Origin of the sequence: Ancylomarina subtilis, from assembly GCF_004217115.1 — a bacterium.
Classification (GTDB): Bacteria; Bacteroidota; Bacteroidia; order Bacteroidales; family Marinifilaceae; genus Ancylomarina; species Ancylomarina subtilis.
In genome coordinates this window covers 71509-90569 of the sequence record NZ_SHKN01000005.1, presented here as the reverse complement: position 1 = coordinate 90569, position 19061 = coordinate 71509, and the positions used below count along the sequence as shown (strand labels likewise).

The window sequence follows — 19061 nt, the reverse complement described above, 5'->3', positions numbered from 1 at the left end:
TTCGAAATGTCAAAAGAAATTAAATTTAATATAGAGGCTCGCGATCTACTAAAAGTAGGTGTAGATGCTTTGGCAAATGCAGTAAAAGTAACCTTAGGTCCTAAAGGTAGAAACGTGGTGATCGATCGTAAATTCGGCGCGCCACAAATTACTAAGGATGGTGTGTCAGTGGCTAAAGAAATTGAATTGTCTGATGCAGGAGCAAACATGGGAGCTCAAATGGTAAAAGAGGTTGCTTCTAAAACTGCCGATGATGCAGGGGATGGAACAACAACAGCTACGGTTTTGGCTCAATCTATCGTAAATGTAGGTTTGAAAAACGTAACAGCAGGTGCGAATCCAATGGATTTGAAACGTGGTATTGATAAGGCTGTTGAAGCTATCGTAGCGAATATCAAAGCTCAGTCTATCGAAGTTGGAGATAACTACGAGAAGATCAAACAAGTTGCAAAAATCTCTGCGAACAACGATGAAACCATTGGTTCTTTGATTGCAGAAGCAATGGAAAAAGTGAAGAAAGAGGGCGTTATCACTGTTGAAGAAGCTAAGGGTACTGAAACTTACGTTAAAGTTGTTGAGGGGATGCAATTCGACCGTGGTTACATTTCACCATATTTCATCACAAATGGTGATAAAATGGAAGCAGATCTTGAGAATCCTTTCGTTTTATTGTACGATAAGAAGATCTCTACAATGAAAGAATTGATGCCAGTTCTTGAACCAGCAGCACAAGCAGGTCGTCCATTGATGATTATTGCTGAAGATGTTGAAGGGGAAGCTTTGGCAACTTTGGTTGTAAACCGTTTGAGAGGTTCATTGAAAGTGGCAGCTGTTAAGGCTCCTGGTTTTGGTGACAGAAGAAAAGAAATGTTGGAAGATCTTGCTATCCTTACAGGTGGTGTGGTTATTTCTGAAGAGAAAGGTTTGAAGCTTGAGCAAGCAACTATTGAGATGTTAGGTCAGTGTGAGAAGATCACTATCGATAAAGAAAATACAACGATTGTAAATGGTGCCGGTGCTAAAGATGTCATTGATACTCGTGTTGCTCAAATTAGAACTTTAATTGAGAACTCAACTTCTGATTACGATAGAGAAAAATTACAAGAGCGTTTAGCTAAGTTAGCTGGTGGTGTTGCTGTATTATACGTAGGTGCTGCTTCTGAAATCGAAATGAAAGAGAAGAAAGACCGTGTGGATGATGCTTTAAGTGCGACTCGTGCAGCTGTAGAAGAAGGTATTGTTGCTGGTGGTGGTGTTGCTTACATCCGCTCTATTGCAGCCTTAGAAGGTCTTAAAGGTGATAACGAAGACGAGACTGTAGGTATCGAAATCGTGAAACGTGCCATTGAAGAACCATTGCGTCAGATTGTAGCAAATGCTGGTGGCGAGGGTGCTGTTGTTGTTGATAAAGTGAAATCAGGTGAGGCTGATTTTGGATACAATGCCCGAATTGGTGAATACCAACACATGATTGAAGCCGGAGTTATCGATCCTGCTAAAGTATCTCGTGTTGCTCTTGAGAACGCTGCTTCTATTGCGGGTATGTTCTTAACAACTGAGTGTGTATTGATAGAAGAAAAAGAAGCTGAAGCTGCTCCTGCTATGCCTCCAATGGGTGGTGGTATGCCAGGTATGATGTAATTCTGATTTCATATAAATATAAAAAGGGCTGTCGATTTAGGTATCGACAGCCCTTTTTATTTTAATTGTGAACACTTCGTGTTTGAAATGGCGGTCGTATATAGCCGGATTTAATAAGTTTCTTAGTCAGTTTCCTTCCCATACTGTTGTACATGCTACCATGTGTATCCCATGATGTCCCATTTGAGTAAATTCGACTTATCCATACAGGTTCCAATTTTTTTCGATCGACCAGGTAGGTGTTGAAAACAGCTTTTGGAGATTCATTAACACGAATTTCACCATCTTCCATTACCCGTTCTCTTTTTTCGTAGAAGTAATTTTGTTGGTTGATTACGAGAATGGCATCAATCTCTTTTTGATCAATTGTTTCCAGAAATTCCTCGTAGTTTACGTCTTGATTTACCTTGAATAATTTATAAGAAGGAATCACGATTGTTCGATTACTTGATAGCATTTCCTTAATGCTCTTTTGAATTAGAGGGTGGTTGTCAATTCTGTTCAAGTCGTAGAAATAATCCTTAATAGAAGTAGAGTAGGTTTCTTTATCAAACTTTTTCAAATTGAGATCGTTGAACAAACTCACCACTAAAATATGGTGGTAAGCTTTCTCAGGTTTTGTAATGTTTTGATCGGTGACATATGAACTGGCACAGCTAGTCAAAAGTAAAGCGAGGATAAATAAAAAGCTTAAGTTTTTCATTAAATGTGTGTTTAATTGACTTTTGAGTTATCAATATAGTATTTATTGTATAGAATTGAAAAGGCTTTAACAAACTTTAATAATAGGAGACTATAAAAATAGTTGTACGACTAATTAATTAGTCGTATGTTTGAGTCATGAAAGAATTGACAAAAGCAGAAGAACAAATCATGCAATACTTATGGAAGCTGGAAAAAGCTTTCCTTAAGGATATTGTGTCAGAATTTCCAGAACCACGACCCGCTAATACAACTGTTGCTACCGTGATTCGAATTCTGGTTAAAAAGGGATTTATAGGCTTTGAAACTTTTGGTAAAACCAATCAGTATTTCCCTTTAGTGCCTAAAAAAGTGTATGCCCGGGAGTTTATGTCAGGCATGATTAAAAGTTTCTTTAATAACTCGGCAAAAGGTTTCGCCTCATTTTTTACCAAAGAACAGGATTTGTCTTTAAGTGAATTGGAAGAAATGAAAGCTTTAATTGAAGAACAAATTCAAAATAAAAAAAGCAATTCCGATGACTGATTTTATTCTTTATTCAATTAAGTCAGGCCTGTGTTTAGCCATTTTTTATGGTTTTTATCAACTCGTATTGGTCAAAGAAACGCATGTGAAAAGGAATCGTTTTTATTTGTTAACGGCTCTGGTATTATCTTTTGTTTTGCCCACGATTAATTTTACGCTGGATCATGAGCAATTAGCTAAAGCCAATCAATTTGTTTGGGAGTTTGAAAATTCTGTCGAAGATCAGTTACAGTTCTCAGAACCTAATATTGCGGAAGGATTTAGTTTTAGTTATCGCTTTTGGATCTGTTTTTTTTATGTGCTCGGTGTTATAACAATTTTAGGCCGATTCATTTTTAATTTAGTTTCAATTTTTAAAATCATTAGAGCCAATGAAATAAAAAAAGAGGGGGATTTGAACTTGATTTATTTGGAACAAGCTCATTCGCCGTATTCTTTCTTTAGTTATGTCTTTCTGAATCCGTCAATTCTTTCAAAGACAGAAAATAAGCAGATTCTTTTGCACGAGTCAATTCATTCAAAACAGTTGCATAGTATCGATTTGCTTATTATCGAATTATTTAAAGCCTTCTTTTGGTTTAATCCGATTATCTATCTATTTAAAAATGCTTTGGTTGAGGTACATGAATACTGTGCAGATCAGGCTTGTATCGTTGATGCTACAAACAAAATTAGTTATCAACAGTGTTTACTAAAGCATGTAGAAAGTAAAATGAATTTAAACCTGACTAGCGCCTTTAAATCATCATTAACACTAAAACGAATAAAAATGATTAAAAAATCAAATACATCTGTATGGGCTCATCTGAGGCTGATCCTTATACTTCCCGTCCTTTTTGTTTCCATGTTGAGTTTCAATTATTCCGAGATAAAATCTATGAACAAGGAGGATAAAACGATTCCAGCAGGCCGTCATTTCATGATGCCTATTAAAGCTTCAGCCGATGTGAGAATGACATCACCTTATGGCGAAAGAATGCATCCTATTAAGAAAAAGATGCTGTTTCACAAAGGAATCGATATCGCAGCTCCCCAAGGCACACCTATTTATGCCATAGCTGATGGACAGGTTAAGCAACTTCAAATGAAACATGTGGAGGGTAAAGCTTATGGGCGTTACATAATAATCCAACATGATGGAGGTATGGCGAGTTTGTATTCCCAAATGAGTCGTTATAATGTCGATCTGGGGCAGAAAGTGAAAAAAGGGGATGTGATTGGTTATGTCGGTCAATCTGGTATCTCAACAGGACCGCATTTGCATCTGGAAGTCAAGAAGAATGGAGAGAATGTAAATCCTGCTGATTTTATTGATTTTACTAGTCTTAAAAGGAATTAAGCGAGGAAGAATAAGAATTTTTCACAACAATTTTATAGAAAGCAGTTGCAAAATGAAACATTTTTGCAGCTGCTTTTGTAATTTAGTATTTGATATTGAGGTGTATGAGTTTGCATCAAGCGACAGTATTTAGATAATCCATTTTATTTACTTATTTTTGCAGTTCCTTAAAACCAATTCGATTAGATAATGATTTCTGAATCAGAATATGATGATATACGTCCCTATTGCGACTCTGAAGTTCCAGAGGTAATAGAACGATTAATTAAGAATGATGATTTTTTAAAGTTTGCCTTGCAATTATTTCCGGATTTATCCAGAGAAAAAATTGAAGCGAGCTTGTCGCAGGTAAAAACGGTTGACGATTTTCAATCGATGTTCATTGTTCCTTTGGCAGATAACATCATTAAAAACACCACAAAAGGAATTAGCATCGAAGGGCTGGATAAATTGGATAAAAATGAGAGTTATCTGTTTATTTCTGACCATCGAGATATTATTCTGGATTCTGCTCTGTTAAATATTCTACTTTATAGAAACGACTTTTCGACAACGGAGATTGCTATTGGGTCTAATCTTCTGATTCAACCCTGGATCAGTGATTTGGTAAAGTTGAATAAGAGCTTTGTTGTAAAACGTAATGCCTCAGTTCGAGATATGCTGGTCAATTCAAATCAGTTGTCATCATACATTGGGTATGCGCTAAATACAAAGAAATCTTCGGTCTGGATCGCACAGCGTGAAGGAAGAACCAAGGATGGAGACGATAGAACACAGCAAAGTTTGTTGAAAATGTTGCAGATGAGTGGTAGTAAAACCTTCTCTGAGCATTTTAGGGCCTTAAGAATTGTTCCTGTCGCTATCTCTTATGAGTATGAGCCTTGTGATGCATTAAAATCCCGTGAGTTGTTCCTAAAAGAGACTGAAGTCGGTTATAAGAAAACGCCTAAGGACGATTTGTTGAGCATGCTAAAAGGGATGATCAATGAAAAGGGAAGAGTGCATTTTAGAGTTGGGAAACCCATTTCGGAAATGTTGGATGTAATAGAGGAGATGGACGATAGTCGTGATAAGTTTAAGGCTCTGGCTGAATTAATCGACTATAAAATTCATAAGAATTTTAAGCTGTGGCCGGATAATTATATTGCTTTTGACATTTTGAATCAAACCAACGAATATCAGGATCATTATACCGATGAGGAAAAAGATCTGTTCCTAAAACATATGGATAAAAAATTGGGAACGGTTGATGGTGATCGTGAGAGACTTAAGGAAATCTTTTTTGAGATATATGCCAATCCAGTAAAAAATCAGATTGAGTTAACAAAGCCTGATTTTGTAAATGAAAATTTATAGATAATTGTGGCATCAGCTATTTAATACAAGTCACAATTAAATTGTATTACCAATATTGATAAGGATGAAACTAATTAAATTTATTTTGATAATGTCTACCTTCCTGATTATGGTAGCAAGTGTTCTTAATTTACTGCATTCATCAGGTGAATCAGGAGATAAAACAGGAATTTATATTGAATTGGTTGTTATGTTTTTACTAACAATTACTATGGTTCTTTTAAATAATCTGGAAAAGAAAATGAAAAATTTGGAGCAAGAGAAGTAAGGCTCTGCTTTTGTTTTATCAAGTAATAGAATTGAAATGATAAAGTTTAAACGACATATAAAGGTTGACGGTGAGGTTTTTGAAACCTGGATGGGACTGGATATTAAGAAAAAAGGTGGTAGACCGAATGTTAGTGTTTATTATTATACCGATGATCCGGAACTTGAAATGACTGCTCATCATTTGATTAAAGCTAATTTTCAAAGCAAGGATGAGGCTGTTAAACATGGTTGTTTATTCATGCGTGCGATGTACAAGGACATGATCAAGCGTGAAAAAGGCCTTGTAGATAAAAGTGAGGAAGAAGACGAAGTGGACTGGTAGTCTATTTTAATTGATATTGTAAAGACCATCGAATTAATTTTCGTTGGTCTTTTTTTTGTTTTATATCAGCTGAGGCGATATGAAAAAAGGCTATCCCATTTGAGATAGCCTTTTGATATGTGTAATTAAGAGCCTGAGAATTATTTCTTCTCAACTGCTTTTAGTGCTAAATTTAGTTCTTCTAATTGTGATTCAGCAATCGTCGATGGTGAATCAATCATCACATCGCGTCCTGAATTATTCTTAGGGAAAGCAATGACGTCGCGGATAGACTCAATGCCAGCAAATAGAGATGCCAAACGGTCAAATCCGAAAGCAATTCCACCATGTGGAGGTGCACCATATTTGAACGCATTCATTAGGAATCCAAATTGCTCTTGAGCTTCTTCATCTGTGAAACCTAAATGCTTAAACATTTGAGCTTGAAGGTCTGTATCGTGAATACGAATAGAACCACCTCCAATTTCAACACCGTTAATAACTAAGTCATAAGCATTTGCGCGAACAGCTCCCGGATCAGTCTCTAACAAGTGTAGATCCTCTTTTTTAGGTGATGTAAACGGATGGTGCATGGCGTGGAATCGCTTAGAATCTTCATCCCATTCCAATAGAGGGAAGTCAACAACCCAAAGAGGAGAGAATTTCGTATTATCTCTAAGTCCAAGTTGAGACCCCATTTCAAGACGCAACTCCGAAAGTTGAGGGAGTGTTGTGTTGCGATCACCAACAAGAATTAATAATAAGTCACCAGGTTTTGCCTGACAAGCATCAGCCCATTTTTGAAGGTGCTCGGCAGAGTAAAATTTATCTACAGATGATTTGAATGAACCATCTTCGTTATATTTAACGTAAACCAAACCTTTAGCGCCGATTTGTGGTTTTTTCACAAAGTCAGTTAGCTTATCCAATTGCTTACGAGTGTAGTTTGCACATCCTGTCGCACAGATTGCACCAATGTATTCAGCATCATCAAATACTTTGAAATCATTCCCTTTAGCAATAACACTAAGGTCAACAAATTTCATATCGAAACGGGTGTCAGGCTTATCGTTACCATAGTATTTCATGGCATCAGCATAGTCCAACTTAGGGAAATCGAAGTTTAATTCAACATCTTTCAATTTTTTGAATAAATGTTTGGTTAGGCTTTCGAAAGTATTTAAGATATCATCTTGTTCAACGAATGCCATCTCACAATCAATCTGAGTAAACTCAGGCTGACGGTCAGCACGAAGGTCTTCGTCGCGGAAACATTTTACAATTTGGTAATAACGGTCGAAACCGGAAATCATCAACAGTTGTTTGAACACCTGTGGTGACTGTGGCAGAGCGTAAAATTCGCCTGGATTCATACGTGATGGCACAATAAAGTCACGTGCTCCTTCAGGAGTAGACTTGATTAAAACAGGTGTTTCTGTTTCAATAAAATCCAGTTGGTCAAGGAAATTACGAATTTCGATTCCCATCTTATGACGAATCACAAGGTTCTCACGAACACAGTTACGACGTAAATCAAGGTAACGGTATTTCATTCTCAACTCGTCGCCGCCATCGGTATTATCTTCGATAGTAAAAGGAGGGATAATTGACTTACTCAAGACTTCAACTTTTTCAGCAATGATCTCAACATCTCCGGTTGGAATTTTTGAGTTTTTGCTTTGACGTTCCTGAACGGTTCCGGTAATTGCAACAACAAATTCACGACCTAGTTTTCTAGCCTGAGCACAAAGCTCCGGATTTGTTTCCATATCGAAAACAAATTGAGTAATTCCATAACGATCACGCAGATCGACAAATGTCATTCCTCCCAGATCACGTGCTTTTTGCACCCAACCACTAAGGGTTACTGTTTCCTTTACATTCTGAATTCTTAATTCACCACAAGTATGAGTTCTATACATCTTATTCCTATTTTATTAACTTTGCGAAAATACTAAGTTTTTGTGAATTAGAACAGATTTTTTTTGAAATAGGGCAGGCTTTTACTTTTTATCTTGTTTACTGACACACTAAAGAAGAGAATGAGGCTTTTATTTAAAATATCTGTCAAGACAAACGACAATAATTTTGAAATACAGACTTTATGGAAGAAATGATCAATCCGTTTTCTGATGAATATTTTATGAAACAAGCTTTGGAAGAAGCCCATAAGGCCTTTGATGAGGATGAAATACCCGTGGGAGCTATTGTTGTTTGTAATAACCGAATTATTGCTAGAGCACATAATTTAACCGAACGCTTAAATGATGTGACTGCACATGCCGAAATGCAAGCGATTACAGCTGCGGCAAATTATTTAGGCGGAAAGTATCTGAAGGATTGTACCCTGTATGTGACACTTGAACCCTGCAATATGTGTGCTGGCGCTTTAGCCTGGTCGCAGATTAGTCGTATCGTTTATGGTGCGGGAGACAAAAAAAGAGGTTTTACGGCATTTTCACCCTCGCCACTCCATCCTCGTACAGAACTTATAACCGGCATTCTCGAAGAGGATTGTGCTGATTTGGTAAAGCGCTTTTTTGTGAAGAAAAGATAAGACATGTTATTTTATGATCTCTAATTTTGAATCCCCGAACAAAAGCATTATTTTAGCGAGCTGAAAATCCGAAAAGAAGTAAATTGGGGTTTTATTAGGGGTAATTTAACCTTTTTACCGATTTAGGATTACTACAATCCAACCATTTATATCATCCATCTCTCTTTGTTGAAAGTGTTTAAAATCTTTTATAGATTTGTGTATCCTTGCGCAATATATACTGTTATAGATTGTTTCCAGGATAACACCTTTTGATTGAAACACATTTAAAATTAATACTATGAGTGCACACAACGAGGCTAAAATGGGTGATATCGCGGAAACCATCCTATTACCAGGAGATCCATTAAGAGCGAAATACATTGCAGATAACTTCCTTGAAGATGTTGTTTGTTATAATAAGGTGAGAAATATGTTAGGTTTCACCGGAACTTATAAAGGAAAGCGTATTTCTGTACAAGGTACGGGTATGGGTGTGCCTTCAATTGGGATTTATACTCACGAGTTAATCACTCAATATGGTGTTAAGAATGTTATTCGTATCGGAACTTGTGGTTCATTCAATCACGATGTGAAAGTTTTTGATGTGATCCTGGCAATGACATCATGTACCGATTCAGCAATGAACAGAAACCTTTTCAAAGGTATGGATTATGCACCATGTGCTGATTTTGGTTTGTTGACTGATGCACACCAGTCTGCTAAAGAGCAGGGCGTTAATATTAAAGTTGGATCAACTTTAACCTCTGATATCTTTTACCATGACTTGGACAATAATCCGGAACCATTTAAAATTTGGGCTGACTACGGTGTTTTAGCTGTAGAAATGGAAGCCACTGCATTATATACAATTGCAGCTCGTCACAAGGCTAAAGCTTTGGCTATTTTGACAGTTAGCGATCATATCTTAACAGGAGAAGAAACAACCGCTGAAGAGCGTCAAACATCATTGAATACAATGATTACAATCGGTTTGGAAACTGCAATCAAGCAATAATTTAGATCTAAATAGATTGCATTTTAAAAGGAGAAGCTTTGGGGAGTTTCTCCTTTTTTTATGCATGTGATTGTGATGTTTAACCCAACCAGCTTTTAAAATCTTTCACCCTTTCCCGGCTGACGATGATTTCATCCTCTTGGAAGTTGTTCATTTTAATTTTCAGGCGACTGTTTGAATAAGCGATTATATCCTTTATTGAATCTATATGGACAAAATATTTTCGGCTTACCCTGAAGAAGACAAGTGGGTCGAGTAAGTCTTCCAATTGTTCAAGAGAGTTGTCTATGGGGTAATTACGTCCGGTTTTTGTATAGATGAAACTGGCTTTATTCTCACTGTAAAAACATTCGATCTCTTCGGTTTTAATACTGCGGATATGTTGCCCCACCTTTACAGTAAATCGCTCTTTATAATTGTTTTGATAGGATGACAACAACTGTTTAATCTGCTCCATGGGCAGGGAGGGCTGCTGTTTTTCTTTAGTAGGATTAAAGTGCTTGTATTTTTCGATTGCCTTCTGTAAGTCATCTTCTTCGATAGGCTTAAGCAGATAATCGATGCTGTTGAGTTTGAATGCTTTTAAGGCATACTGATCGTAAGCAGTTGTAAAAATAATACTCGATGAGATTTCTATCTGTTCAAATATTTCAAAGCTCAAGCCATCGGAAAGTTGAATGTCCAGAAAAATTAATTCGGGTTGCTCATTTTCTCGGAACCACTCTTTAGCTTTGGCAACCGAATGGAGCGTTTTTATCACACTGAGGCCTTCAGTATTCAGCATTCGCTCCAATCTGCGTGCTGCAGGTTTTTCATCTTCTATTATAACTACATTCATCATTATTAATTGGGGATAAGGGGAAGTTTAACACAAAATTGTTCCGGGGTTTCTTCTACAATAACATCAACATCTGTGAAATATTTGTAACGGGCTTTTATATTATCCAAACCCAAATTGTGAGACCTTTGAATCGTATTCTTTTTATTGATTGTATTGCTAACTATTAAAAAATCACCTTGGGTTTCTATCTTGATAAAGATTGGCTTTTCGTCGGATATTGCGTTGTGTTTAAAAATATTTTCAAGCAAAATCTGAAGAGCCAGAGGAATCGTTAAATAATTATGACTCGCATAATTAATGTGTGTATTTAGAGTAACTCCTTTTTCGAATCGTATCTTTTGTAAAAAAATGTATTGATCTGCAAAGTTCAACTCTTCTTCCAAACACACTAATTCTTTGTCCTTTTGATCGAGTACATAGCGATAAATATGTGATAGTCGATTGATAAATTTTTGTGCTAAGACTGTGTCTTCATCAACAAGTGATGACAGTACATTCAGGCTATTGAATAGAAAGTGAGGATCGATTTGGCTTTTTAAAGCTTCGTATTGAGAAGCAAGATTCTCTTTTTCCAATTCGTTCTGAAGGGTAACGGAATGTTTCCATTCTCTCATAAATCCTTTGGCATGAAAAAAAACAGCAATGCCAAGGGAAAGAATAATGTAAAACAGATGTTGCCAGATCTTAGAAGCTGACCAGAATGCTTCAGTTGAAATTCCCTGGATGGTAACCATACGATAATAGTTGACCAAAAGAACAACAAAGGTTGTGTATACAAGGGTAGTGATAAGGCCGTAAAACACCCGTTTTCGGGTTTGTGTAATCCAATCGATTTTCCAATCCAGAAGCATTGAGATTAGCGAGCAACCTGTTCCAATGCCGAATGAATACATGCCGGATATCAGGAAGGCATACCATATCCGCATCAAACTCATGTGACGAAACATGATAAGTGAACTGATAAGCGTGAAGATTAGGGTGATATTAAGGCCCACCTTCAGGCTTTTGAATATCTGTGTTGGCAGTTCGCCTCTTTTTGCTCTGTAATTATTCATCTCTGGACTTTAATAGTTGTTCTGCTCTGTTTCTTCCCCAGTTTGGATAAAAAGCAGAAGGAGCTTTAAAGTTATCAAACTTTTTTAATGATGATTTGATCATCTCATAATAGGATTTGGTATCCTGCGAGAACATGCGGGCCATATTAATCTGAAATTCAGCCAGCAAATACAGTGCGCGTGGATTGTTTTCATTCAATGCAATTGCTTTTTTGTAGTTCCCTATTGTTACAGCTGACAGTTTTTGTCCGTTGTTCATCGGATCCAGAGTGATCCAAGCCGTATTAATCAGACCTTGCAGGCAGTAAATTTCTGAATTGTTTGCAGAGCATTTCATCGCTAAATCAACTTGTTTCTGTGCCTTTTCAAGTAAAATATCGGCTCCTTTTTTATCTTTTCCATTTAATACTTTGGTGGTATAAATAAGTCCCATGTAATATTTGGGTAACCAGTTTTCCTTTTCGACTGATGCAATGCGCTCGAAAAGTGCAATGGACTCCATCGGTTTCTGGTCGCCCCACAATTGCAGCGCTTCACTCATCCCTTTTTCATACTTGCTTTGTGCTGAACACATTAATATTTGGCCTGTAATAAGCAGTATTAGTAGTGTGATTTTTTTCATGATATTCTTTTTTTTAGTTTGTGATTGTAAAATTGTTGAATGTAAAATGGAGTTCAAAAAGAGATTGACCCAGCTGTCGATTTTTACTGCTGAACTGTAATTTGTGATTGTTTTAATTCTATAAATTTTCCAATTGATTCTTCTTTTTGTTTTTACTAAGGGTGATAAACAGGCCTGCAAAAAAGAAGTGCTTCGTACTGGGGTTTATGGCTTGTCTTTCAAATTGTCCGGCTGAGTTTGGTTCACGACTGTACTCGTAATTAAAAATGGCATTTTGTCCCAGCACATTTGTGGCAGAGCAATAGAATATTGTTTGTTGGGATATTAGAAAGGCCCAATTGAGACTTAGGTTGCTGTAGTGTTTTGTTCTTTTGCCCATAAACTCAGTTTCATTCGGATCGTTATAGGCTCTGCCACTGGCAAATTTGTAACTAAAACCCACCTGCGACCGCAATGCCGATATCCAATATTTGCCTACTACCGAAAGGTTATGCTTGTTGCTGAAGTTTATTTCAGCCAGTTCAGGATAATCCTCGTAGTTTCTTTCAGTGTCCAGATAGGAATAGGAAATCCAGTATTCCATATTTTTGATGCTTTTGTCATCTTTCCATAGAATGTCTATCCCTTTGGCATAGCCATAACCACCATTGTTATAATTCGCTGATGTGTATTTATCTGTTTGTTCATATTTAATTAGGTTCGAATATTTTTTGTAATACAACTCTGTCCTTAGCAGGCGACTATTTTTATTGTATTGATAATTAAATAGGTATTGTTGACTTTTCTCTTCTTTTAGCTTTTTCTGTTCTATTAGAGTTGAGTTTTCGGGCAATTGATAAAATTCTCCCCAAGCGAATGATACTTGACTGTATTGACTTATTTTTTGTGCGATGGATAAACGGGGCGCTAACTGAATTTGGTTGTTATAATCGTTAAATTCAGCACGAACACCTGCCGTGAGCACCGTGTTTTTTGAAAAATAGATATTGCTTTCGCTAAAAGCTGCAGCCAGTTGATTGTTTAGATTTTCATTTTGCTTCCAAAGAGGATCTTTCAGGCTGATACGAGTTTCGGTAGCCGTAAAAAAATACTCAGCACCCATGCTGAGATTGATGGATTCAGAGGGAATATATTTGAGTTTAAATTTCAATTGTCCATTGTTTTCTTTTGTTTTCAATTTTTTCGCATCGACTTTTTCCTTATTGTCATTTGTAGCAAAACTCGCACCCGTTGTCAATACCCATTTTTCTGAGAGCGTCCCTTTGTATGTACTGTTGATGTATAAGTCCAGCTCATGGGTTTTGTAGTTGATTTTTTCAGGATAATCGATGTTTTTTTGTAGAAGCTGATAGTTGGTATAACCGTAGCCCGTGTAAAATTTAAACAGCCCTTTTTCGAACTGATGGCGATAAACAGCTTCTCCGGACAAGCTCTCCGGCGATTTTTCCCACTCGTAGCGTGATGGATTTAATTTGTAATAGGGTGTCAGATTGGTATAAGAGGTGTTCAAACTTAGGGCATCCCTATCCTCTTTAATTACTTTACCCACTGAAGCCCCTACACTCATAATTGAGATGTCTGTTTTTTCTTCAACCGGAATGTCCTCGGTATCCAGTAGGAGGATGCCCGAAAGCGCCTGTCCGTACTCCGCCGAATAACCACCAGTACTAAAGGTCATGCCTTTAAACAAATTTGGAGAGTAGCGTCCCCTTGAAGGGATGTTGTTAGCTGTTGAACTATAGGGATTAAATACTTTGAGGCCATCAATGAAGGTTTGTGATTCTCTGCTGTTCCCACCTCTGATGTAGAGTTCTCCGCTTTCGCCAAGTGTACTGGTGCCGGGTAAGGAATTAAAAGCCGCAATGTAGTTGCCCGCAGCCCCCGCGGTGGTGAGCACATCCATAGTTTTTAAGGCGGTAAGCTTACTGTTGTCGCCAGCACTGAAGGTTCCGGCGGTGATCACAACTGCATTTAGCGTATTTATCGACTCTTTAAGACGGATTTGTAAATTTTGCATGTCTTTTACATTCTTGCTCAGCTTACTCGTGATAAAACCAATACAGGACACCACCAATGTCTGCTCACCAGAAGTATTGCTTTTGAAATTAAAGGCGCCATTGGTATCGGTGGATGCCCCGTCGTAGGTCTTGTCGATATAAACATTGGCTCCGGGAACTGGATTTCCTTCTTTGTCGCAAACCCTACCACTGATATGGATTTGGGCTGATAATAATTCGGATGAGAGTAGAATGAAGAGAAATAAAAATCGTTGTAACATGCGATATAACTTTAATGATTGATATCACAAAAATGAGTTTTGAAGACCTGATTAAAAAAGAATAATTGCTGAGTTGTTGAATTGTCTGACCGAATTGTAATGTTAAAATCAGGTATTCCCATTTAAGTCATATTCTTTTCTGATCGATCTCCTTTTTTTAATAAGTGAATTAAAGTTCTATATTTGGGATATTCTTAAATCTTAATCCCCATGAGAATTCTACTGACCTTTCTACTTGTTTTTTCATCTGTATATTCTTATTCAGGAAATGTGACTTTTATTGATGAAGGGAAAGTCGATAGCCTGGAAAATCGGTTAGCCATTGTTGATGATGATCAGAAGCTCGAACTCTTATTAAAAATTTGTCAGGAACTGGTTGAAAAGGATTCTGAGAAGTGCATTGCTTATGCAGAGGAAGCTCTAAGGCTATCACAAAAGCTAAGTCGTCCTCAATCTCAGGTTAAAGCGTTGATTTTTCTAGGTAGAGAGGATTCCAATCTAGGTAACTATTTTGAAGGTTTGCAACATTTTAAAGAGGCTGCCGGCATTGCTGAGAGTGAAAATGATGGGAGAGGTTTGGTTGATTCCTGGAATGAAATTGGAATCACCTATTTTAAAATGAGTAACTACGAAGATGCACAGACTTTTTATTTCAAAGCTCTGAAGAAGGCTGAAGAAATTGATTATAAGAACCGGGTGAAAGGATTGAAGAACAATATTGCCATTATCTATTCTATTTATAAAGATCATGATAAAGCTTTGGAATTATTTAATAAGCTCCTGGAGATCTATGAAAAAGAGAAAGATTTTTTTCACTTTGCGCTAACCTCTGTAAATATCGCCAACATTTATGACGAGATTGGAGAGTATGAAAAAGGGTTTCAGTATCTGGATAGGGCAATTCCCATTTTCACAGAGTCTGGTAATAACCTGATGCTTACGTCGACCTTGAATAATAGAGGTGTTATTTACCTTAAATTGAATAAAAAAAATGAAGCTCTAGCTGACTACCAGCGAGCACTTGAGATTTCTGAAGAAAACAATTACGAGAGTGGAATCATATCTTCGTCCATCAATATAGGGGAGTATTGGGCAAATGAAAATAAATTGGAAAAGGCCTTGGCCTTCTTTGAAAAAGCACTGAAAATTGCTTTGGAGGATTTAAATAAGGCGAGTATTAAAGATTGTTATGCAGGAATAGCCAAGGTTTATACTCTACAGGGAAATTATCAGAAGGCGCTGGAAAAAACGAAGCAGTTTATGGCCTACAGAGATGAAATCTACAACGAACGGACTCAAAAGCAAATCAATGAACTTCAGATAAAATACGAAACGGAGAAGAAAGAGGAAGAAATTGAGTTGTTACAATTAAAAATGAGAATTCAGAAAAGAAATCAGATTATTCTTATTGTTGGTTTGTTGATTATATCTTTTTTAATTCTGAGGGTTCTGCATTTAAAGCAACTCAATCTTAAGAGGAAAAATTTATTGCTTGAACAGGTTAGTTTAATGGACAAACTTGCTTTAGAGAAAATGGATTCAGAAAAAAGGGAGAAAGATCTTGAGAATTTGAGGTTGCAAGAAGAAATTTTGGCTAAGGAGGAGATCAATCGTCTTAAGCAATTGAAATTTCGAGAAGATTTAAAGCATAAAGAACGCGAGTTGGCTGCGAATGCTTTGCATGTTGTCAGTAAAAACGAAACGCTTGATAGTCTTAAAAAATCGGTTGAAGCTGTTCTTGCATCCGACAAAAATGACATACAAGCTTCTCTAAAGAGACTGATTCAGGAGATAGAGAGTAATATTAATCTGGATCAGGATTGGGATATATTTAAAATGCATTTCGAGGAAGTTCATCAAGGTTTCTTTAAGAGATTAATTGAGAAATATACTGATTTAAATACTAATGATTTAAGGTTTTGTGCTTATTTAAGATTAAATCTAGATGCTAAGGAAATCGCAAGGATTTTAAATCTTTCAGTAAATGCGATTGAAAAACGTCGTTATCGATTAAGAAAAAAATTGGGCTTAGAGTCCTCTGATAATCTTTTTGAATTTCTGAGTAATTTTTAATAAGCGGTTTCTGAAGGATGAGGTTATATCTTTCCCTTTCTTCGGAACTATATTGCATTATACCATACATGACGAATATTTTTATCGCATATTAATAGATAAATCAAAATCAGTTTTAATACTATATTAATATTGGTACAAGTCCGGATCATGTCTGGAACAAGCCCTGTAAAATCCAGCTCTGACTCGAAGTTGTTATGGTGTATATAAGAATGATATTCTGAATTGGCATTCGGAATTAGAACAATTCATGTTTGAATTATTTTTTCTTATTCATCTTCATTAAGTCGTATTAAAAGCGATAACCAGCTAGTTATTGGTTTTGAATTTGTGTTCGGGAATCATGTTCTGTCTTAACTCTACCCAGGGGCTGAGAGCCCCAAAAATCCTACTCTTTTGATCTGCGACCCCTTTTGTCCATGTGAATTTAGAGCTTGCGACCCCTGTTGTCTAGGTTTCAAAATAGGCTTTAGTCTTTGATGTTGATAGTTTTATGCACTGTATTTGGGGAGTCCCTAATTCTCTCTAAGTACGCTTGAAATTTGTTAACCCAAAACTATAGCCAAAGTGAACAGGAAAGAATTTAAAGTATTTTTTGAAAGCTTCTATTCCAGCTTGTGTTTGTTTGCCCGAAAGTATGTGAAAAGTGGTGATGTGGCAGCAGATATGGCTCAGGAGGCTTTTATTAAATTATGGAAGGGCAAGGAGGCATTTGATAATGAAAATGCTATGAAAGGATATTTGTATATGGTTACCCGTAATAGTTGCTTAAATCATATTAAACATTCTAAAGTTGTATTAGATTTTGCCGTTCAGGCTATGGAAAAAGAGTTATTCTTTAGAGATAACATTCTTGAGCAGGAAACCTATTACGAGATTCATAAGGCCATTGAGGTTTTACCTTCTCAAGGAAAAAGAGTCGTTCAGATGAGTATGAAGGGACTTAAGAATCCGGAGATCGCTCTTCGTTTAAATGTATCTATAAATACCGTCAAGTCCGTAAAAGCGAATGCCTATCGTTTGCTTCGTTTACAACTGAAGGATAGTGTTGTTTTTCTAATTATGTTGATTGGGTTTTTTATGTAAAAACTCTTGTTTTATATTCAAATCACAGATTGATGTCAGGGGCCATCCGGACTCTGATTTTTTTTTTGAAAAAAATAAACTGCCTCCCACCCTCTTTTATTTCTGAGTTGTTATAGTCATATAATGTTTGGAGTGAAGGGTTCGTGTGGAGAACAAAAGTCCAACTTTAATCATATAAATTTTTCGAGTGAATAGAATTGACCATCATATAAGAATATCTCAGCTGATTGCCAAAGAAATAAATTTTGGTTTAGATGAATCTGAGAGACAGGAACTGGATACCTGGATTAACAACAATGAAGAGAATCAGGTTGCTTACGAGAAAATTTGCAAACAAGAAGAGTTTCTTAATTGGGATGAAGATTTTCATCAGGTGAATGTGGGTGAAGGATGGGAAAGATTTGAAAAAGCTTTGAGCCCTAATAAAACGAGGCAAGCGTTTCAAGCGATTTTTCGTTATGCTGCAGTGATATGCATTCCCTTATTTTTTGCAGGAATTGGTTATTATTTATACAACGATTTAATTAACCTGTCTCAGCAGCAGCAAGATAAGTTTGTGAGGAATGAGCCGCAAGCACTTAAAGCTCAGCTTACTTTAGCGGATGGACGGAACGTAAATCTTGATGATTATAAAGTCTCTGCCCTAAAAGAGAAGGATGGAACCCAAATTGAGAAAGGGGAGGGAAGTTTAAAATATCAGGCAGGAAATGATAAGAGAGCTTTATTATACAATACTGTTAGGATACCCAAGGGGAGTGAGTATGAGTTGGTACTTGCCGATGGGACTAAGGTGCATTTAAATGCTATGAGTTCTTTGAAGTTTCCAATTCAATTTATTGGGAAAACAAGAAATGTGAAGTTGACCGGAGAGGCTTATTTTGAGGTGAGTAAGGATGCCAAACATCCTTTTATTGTTGATGTTCTGGGCACAAAGGTTGAAGTTCTTGGGACTTCATTTAATGTGAAGGCCTATAAAGAGGATGAGAATGTCGTGACCACTTTAGTGGAAGGAAGTGTAAAAGTTCGTTCTTCAGGTTTTAAGGCTAAAACAATGATGTTGGAACCAGGTCAGCAAGCAGTTGTTAATGAGGCATCCGGAGATATTATGAAGCAAGAAGTAAATGTTGATTTGTATACATCCTGGAGACAGGGCGTTTTCTTGTTTAAGGATCAAAGAATTGAGGATATTATGACTGAGCTGTCCAGATGGTATGATTTGAAGGTGTTTTATAAGAATTCATCGGTTAAAGATTACCGCTTTGGAGGTCATTTTAATCGGAATAGTGAGATCGGTTCTATTATGGAGATGTTTGAGCTGACTCGTAAAGTAGATGTTGAAATTAATGGTCAAACCATTGTAATTGGTGAAAAATAAAACAGGAAATGCTGTAACATTTCCTGTTTCTCAGAATTTCTGC

The 19061-nt window shown here is 36.7% G+C and carries 17 protein-coding genes; 11 read left to right on the top strand and 6 right to left on the bottom strand.

All coding sequences use genetic code 11. The annotated features are described in order from the left end of the window. The first annotated feature begins 6 nt into the window (after positions 1 to 6). Positions 7 to 1641: a chaperonin GroEL gene (groL, locus tag EV201_RS15390; RefSeq protein WP_130308537.1), complete on the top strand. Its 1635-nt coding sequence runs from the start codon at positions 7 to 9 to the stop codon at positions 1639 to 1641. Between the two features lie 61 nt (positions 1642 to 1702). On the opposite strand, the gene EV201_RS15385 is transcribed toward groL, so the two are convergent. Beyond that, on the bottom strand, positions 1703 to 2344 hold the full coding sequence (locus tag EV201_RS15385; protein ID WP_130308536.1) for a hypothetical protein: 642 nt from the start codon (positions 2342 to 2344) through the stop codon (positions 1703 to 1705). Positions 2345 to 2481: 137 nt separating this feature from the next. Between EV201_RS15385 and EV201_RS15380 the strand changes: the two genes are divergently transcribed. The 5 genes from EV201_RS15380 to EV201_RS15365 all read left to right on the top strand — a co-directional run bounded on the left by EV201_RS15380 (position 2482) and on the right by EV201_RS15365 (position 6155). Then, entirely contained in the window at positions 2482 to 2868 is a 387-nt protein-coding gene (locus tag EV201_RS15380) for a BlaI/MecI/CopY family transcriptional regulator (RefSeq protein WP_130308535.1), read from the top strand. Continuing rightward, the gene (locus EV201_RS15375) at positions 2861 to 4207 is read left to right on the top strand and encodes a M23/M56 family metallopeptidase (protein ID WP_130308534.1); all 1347 of its coding nucleotides are present in this window, start codon (positions 2861 to 2863) and stop codon (positions 4205 to 4207) included. Before EV201_RS15380 ends, EV201_RS15375 begins: the two co-directional genes overlap by 8 nt. Before the next feature lie 189 nt (positions 4208 to 4396). Next, the gene (locus tag EV201_RS15370) at positions 4397 to 5563 is read left to right on the top strand and encodes a 1-acyl-sn-glycerol-3-phosphate acyltransferase (protein WP_130308533.1); all 1167 of its coding nucleotides are present in this window, start codon (positions 4397 to 4399) and stop codon (positions 5561 to 5563) included. Positions 5564 to 5654: 91 nt separating this feature from the next. Beyond that, complete coding sequence (locus tag EV201_RS16450) at positions 5655 to 5831, top strand: hypothetical protein (RefSeq protein ID WP_165389680.1); 177 nt, start codon at positions 5655 to 5657, stop codon at positions 5829 to 5831. Positions 5832 to 5867: 36 nt separating this feature from the next. Further along, positions 5868 to 6155 (top strand): hypothetical protein, encoded by a 288-nt coding sequence (locus EV201_RS15365; protein ID WP_130308532.1) that lies wholly within the window; start codon positions 5868 to 5870, stop codon positions 6153 to 6155. Positions 6156 to 6295: 140 nt separating this feature from the next. Here EV201_RS15365 and aspS read toward each other — a convergent pair whose 3' ends face one another. Beyond that, complete coding sequence (gene aspS, locus EV201_RS15360) at positions 6296 to 8056, bottom strand: aspartate--tRNA ligase (RefSeq protein ID WP_130308531.1); 1761 nt, start codon at positions 8054 to 8056, stop codon at positions 6296 to 6298. Positions 8057 to 8238: 182 nt separating this feature from the next. On the opposite strand from aspS, the gene EV201_RS15355 reads away from it, so the two are divergent. Together EV201_RS15355 and deoD are read left to right on the top strand one after the other, a co-directional pair. Next, positions 8239 to 8691 (top strand): nucleoside deaminase, encoded by a 453-nt coding sequence (locus EV201_RS15355; RefSeq protein ID WP_242610501.1) that lies wholly within the window; start codon positions 8239 to 8241, stop codon positions 8689 to 8691. Between the two features lie 280 nt (positions 8692 to 8971). After that, on the top strand, positions 8972 to 9688 hold the full coding sequence (deoD, locus tag EV201_RS15350) for a purine-nucleoside phosphorylase (RefSeq protein WP_130308530.1): 717 nt from the start codon (positions 8972 to 8974) through the stop codon (positions 9686 to 9688). Positions 9689 to 9767: 79 nt separating this feature from the next. On the opposite strand, the gene EV201_RS15345 is transcribed toward deoD, so the two are convergent. The 4 genes from EV201_RS15345 to EV201_RS15330 all read right to left on the bottom strand — a co-directional run bounded on the left by EV201_RS15345 (position 9768) and on the right by EV201_RS15330 (position 14484). Further along, positions 9768 to 10526 (bottom strand): LytR/AlgR family response regulator transcription factor, encoded by a 759-nt coding sequence (locus tag EV201_RS15345; RefSeq protein ID WP_130308529.1) that lies wholly within the window; start codon positions 10524 to 10526, stop codon positions 9768 to 9770. Between the two features lie 5 nt (positions 10527 to 10531). After that, complete coding sequence (locus EV201_RS15340; protein WP_130308528.1) at positions 10532 to 11584, bottom strand: sensor histidine kinase; 1053 nt, start codon at positions 11582 to 11584, stop codon at positions 10532 to 10534. Next, positions 11577 to 12206: a tetratricopeptide repeat protein gene (locus EV201_RS15335; RefSeq protein WP_130308527.1), complete on the bottom strand. Its 630-nt coding sequence runs from the start codon at positions 12204 to 12206 to the stop codon at positions 11577 to 11579. The genes EV201_RS15340 and EV201_RS15335 overlap by 8 nt, the downstream gene beginning before the upstream one ends. Positions 12207 to 12324: 118 nt before the next feature. Beyond that, on the bottom strand, positions 12325 to 14484 hold the full coding sequence (locus EV201_RS15330) for a TonB-dependent receptor (protein ID WP_130308526.1): 2160 nt from the start codon (positions 14482 to 14484) through the stop codon (positions 12325 to 12327). 210 nt (positions 14485 to 14694) lie between these two features. On the opposite strand from EV201_RS15330, the gene EV201_RS15325 reads away from it, so the two are divergent. The 3 genes from EV201_RS15325 (at position 14695) to EV201_RS15315 (ending at position 19018) form a co-directional block, all read left to right on the top strand. Further along, entirely contained in the window at positions 14695 to 16557 is a 1863-nt protein-coding gene (locus EV201_RS15325) for a tetratricopeptide repeat protein (protein ID WP_130308525.1), read from the top strand. Between the two features lie 567 nt (positions 16558 to 17124). Further along, complete coding sequence (locus EV201_RS15320) at positions 17125 to 17643, top strand: RNA polymerase sigma-70 factor (RefSeq protein ID WP_165389679.1); 519 nt, start codon at positions 17125 to 17127, stop codon at positions 17641 to 17643. Positions 17644 to 17830: 187 nt separating this feature from the next. Beyond that, on the top strand, positions 17831 to 19018 hold the full coding sequence (locus tag EV201_RS15315; protein WP_130308523.1) for a FecR family protein: 1188 nt from the start codon (positions 17831 to 17833) through the stop codon (positions 19016 to 19018). Positions 19019 to 19061: the final 43 nt, after the last annotated feature.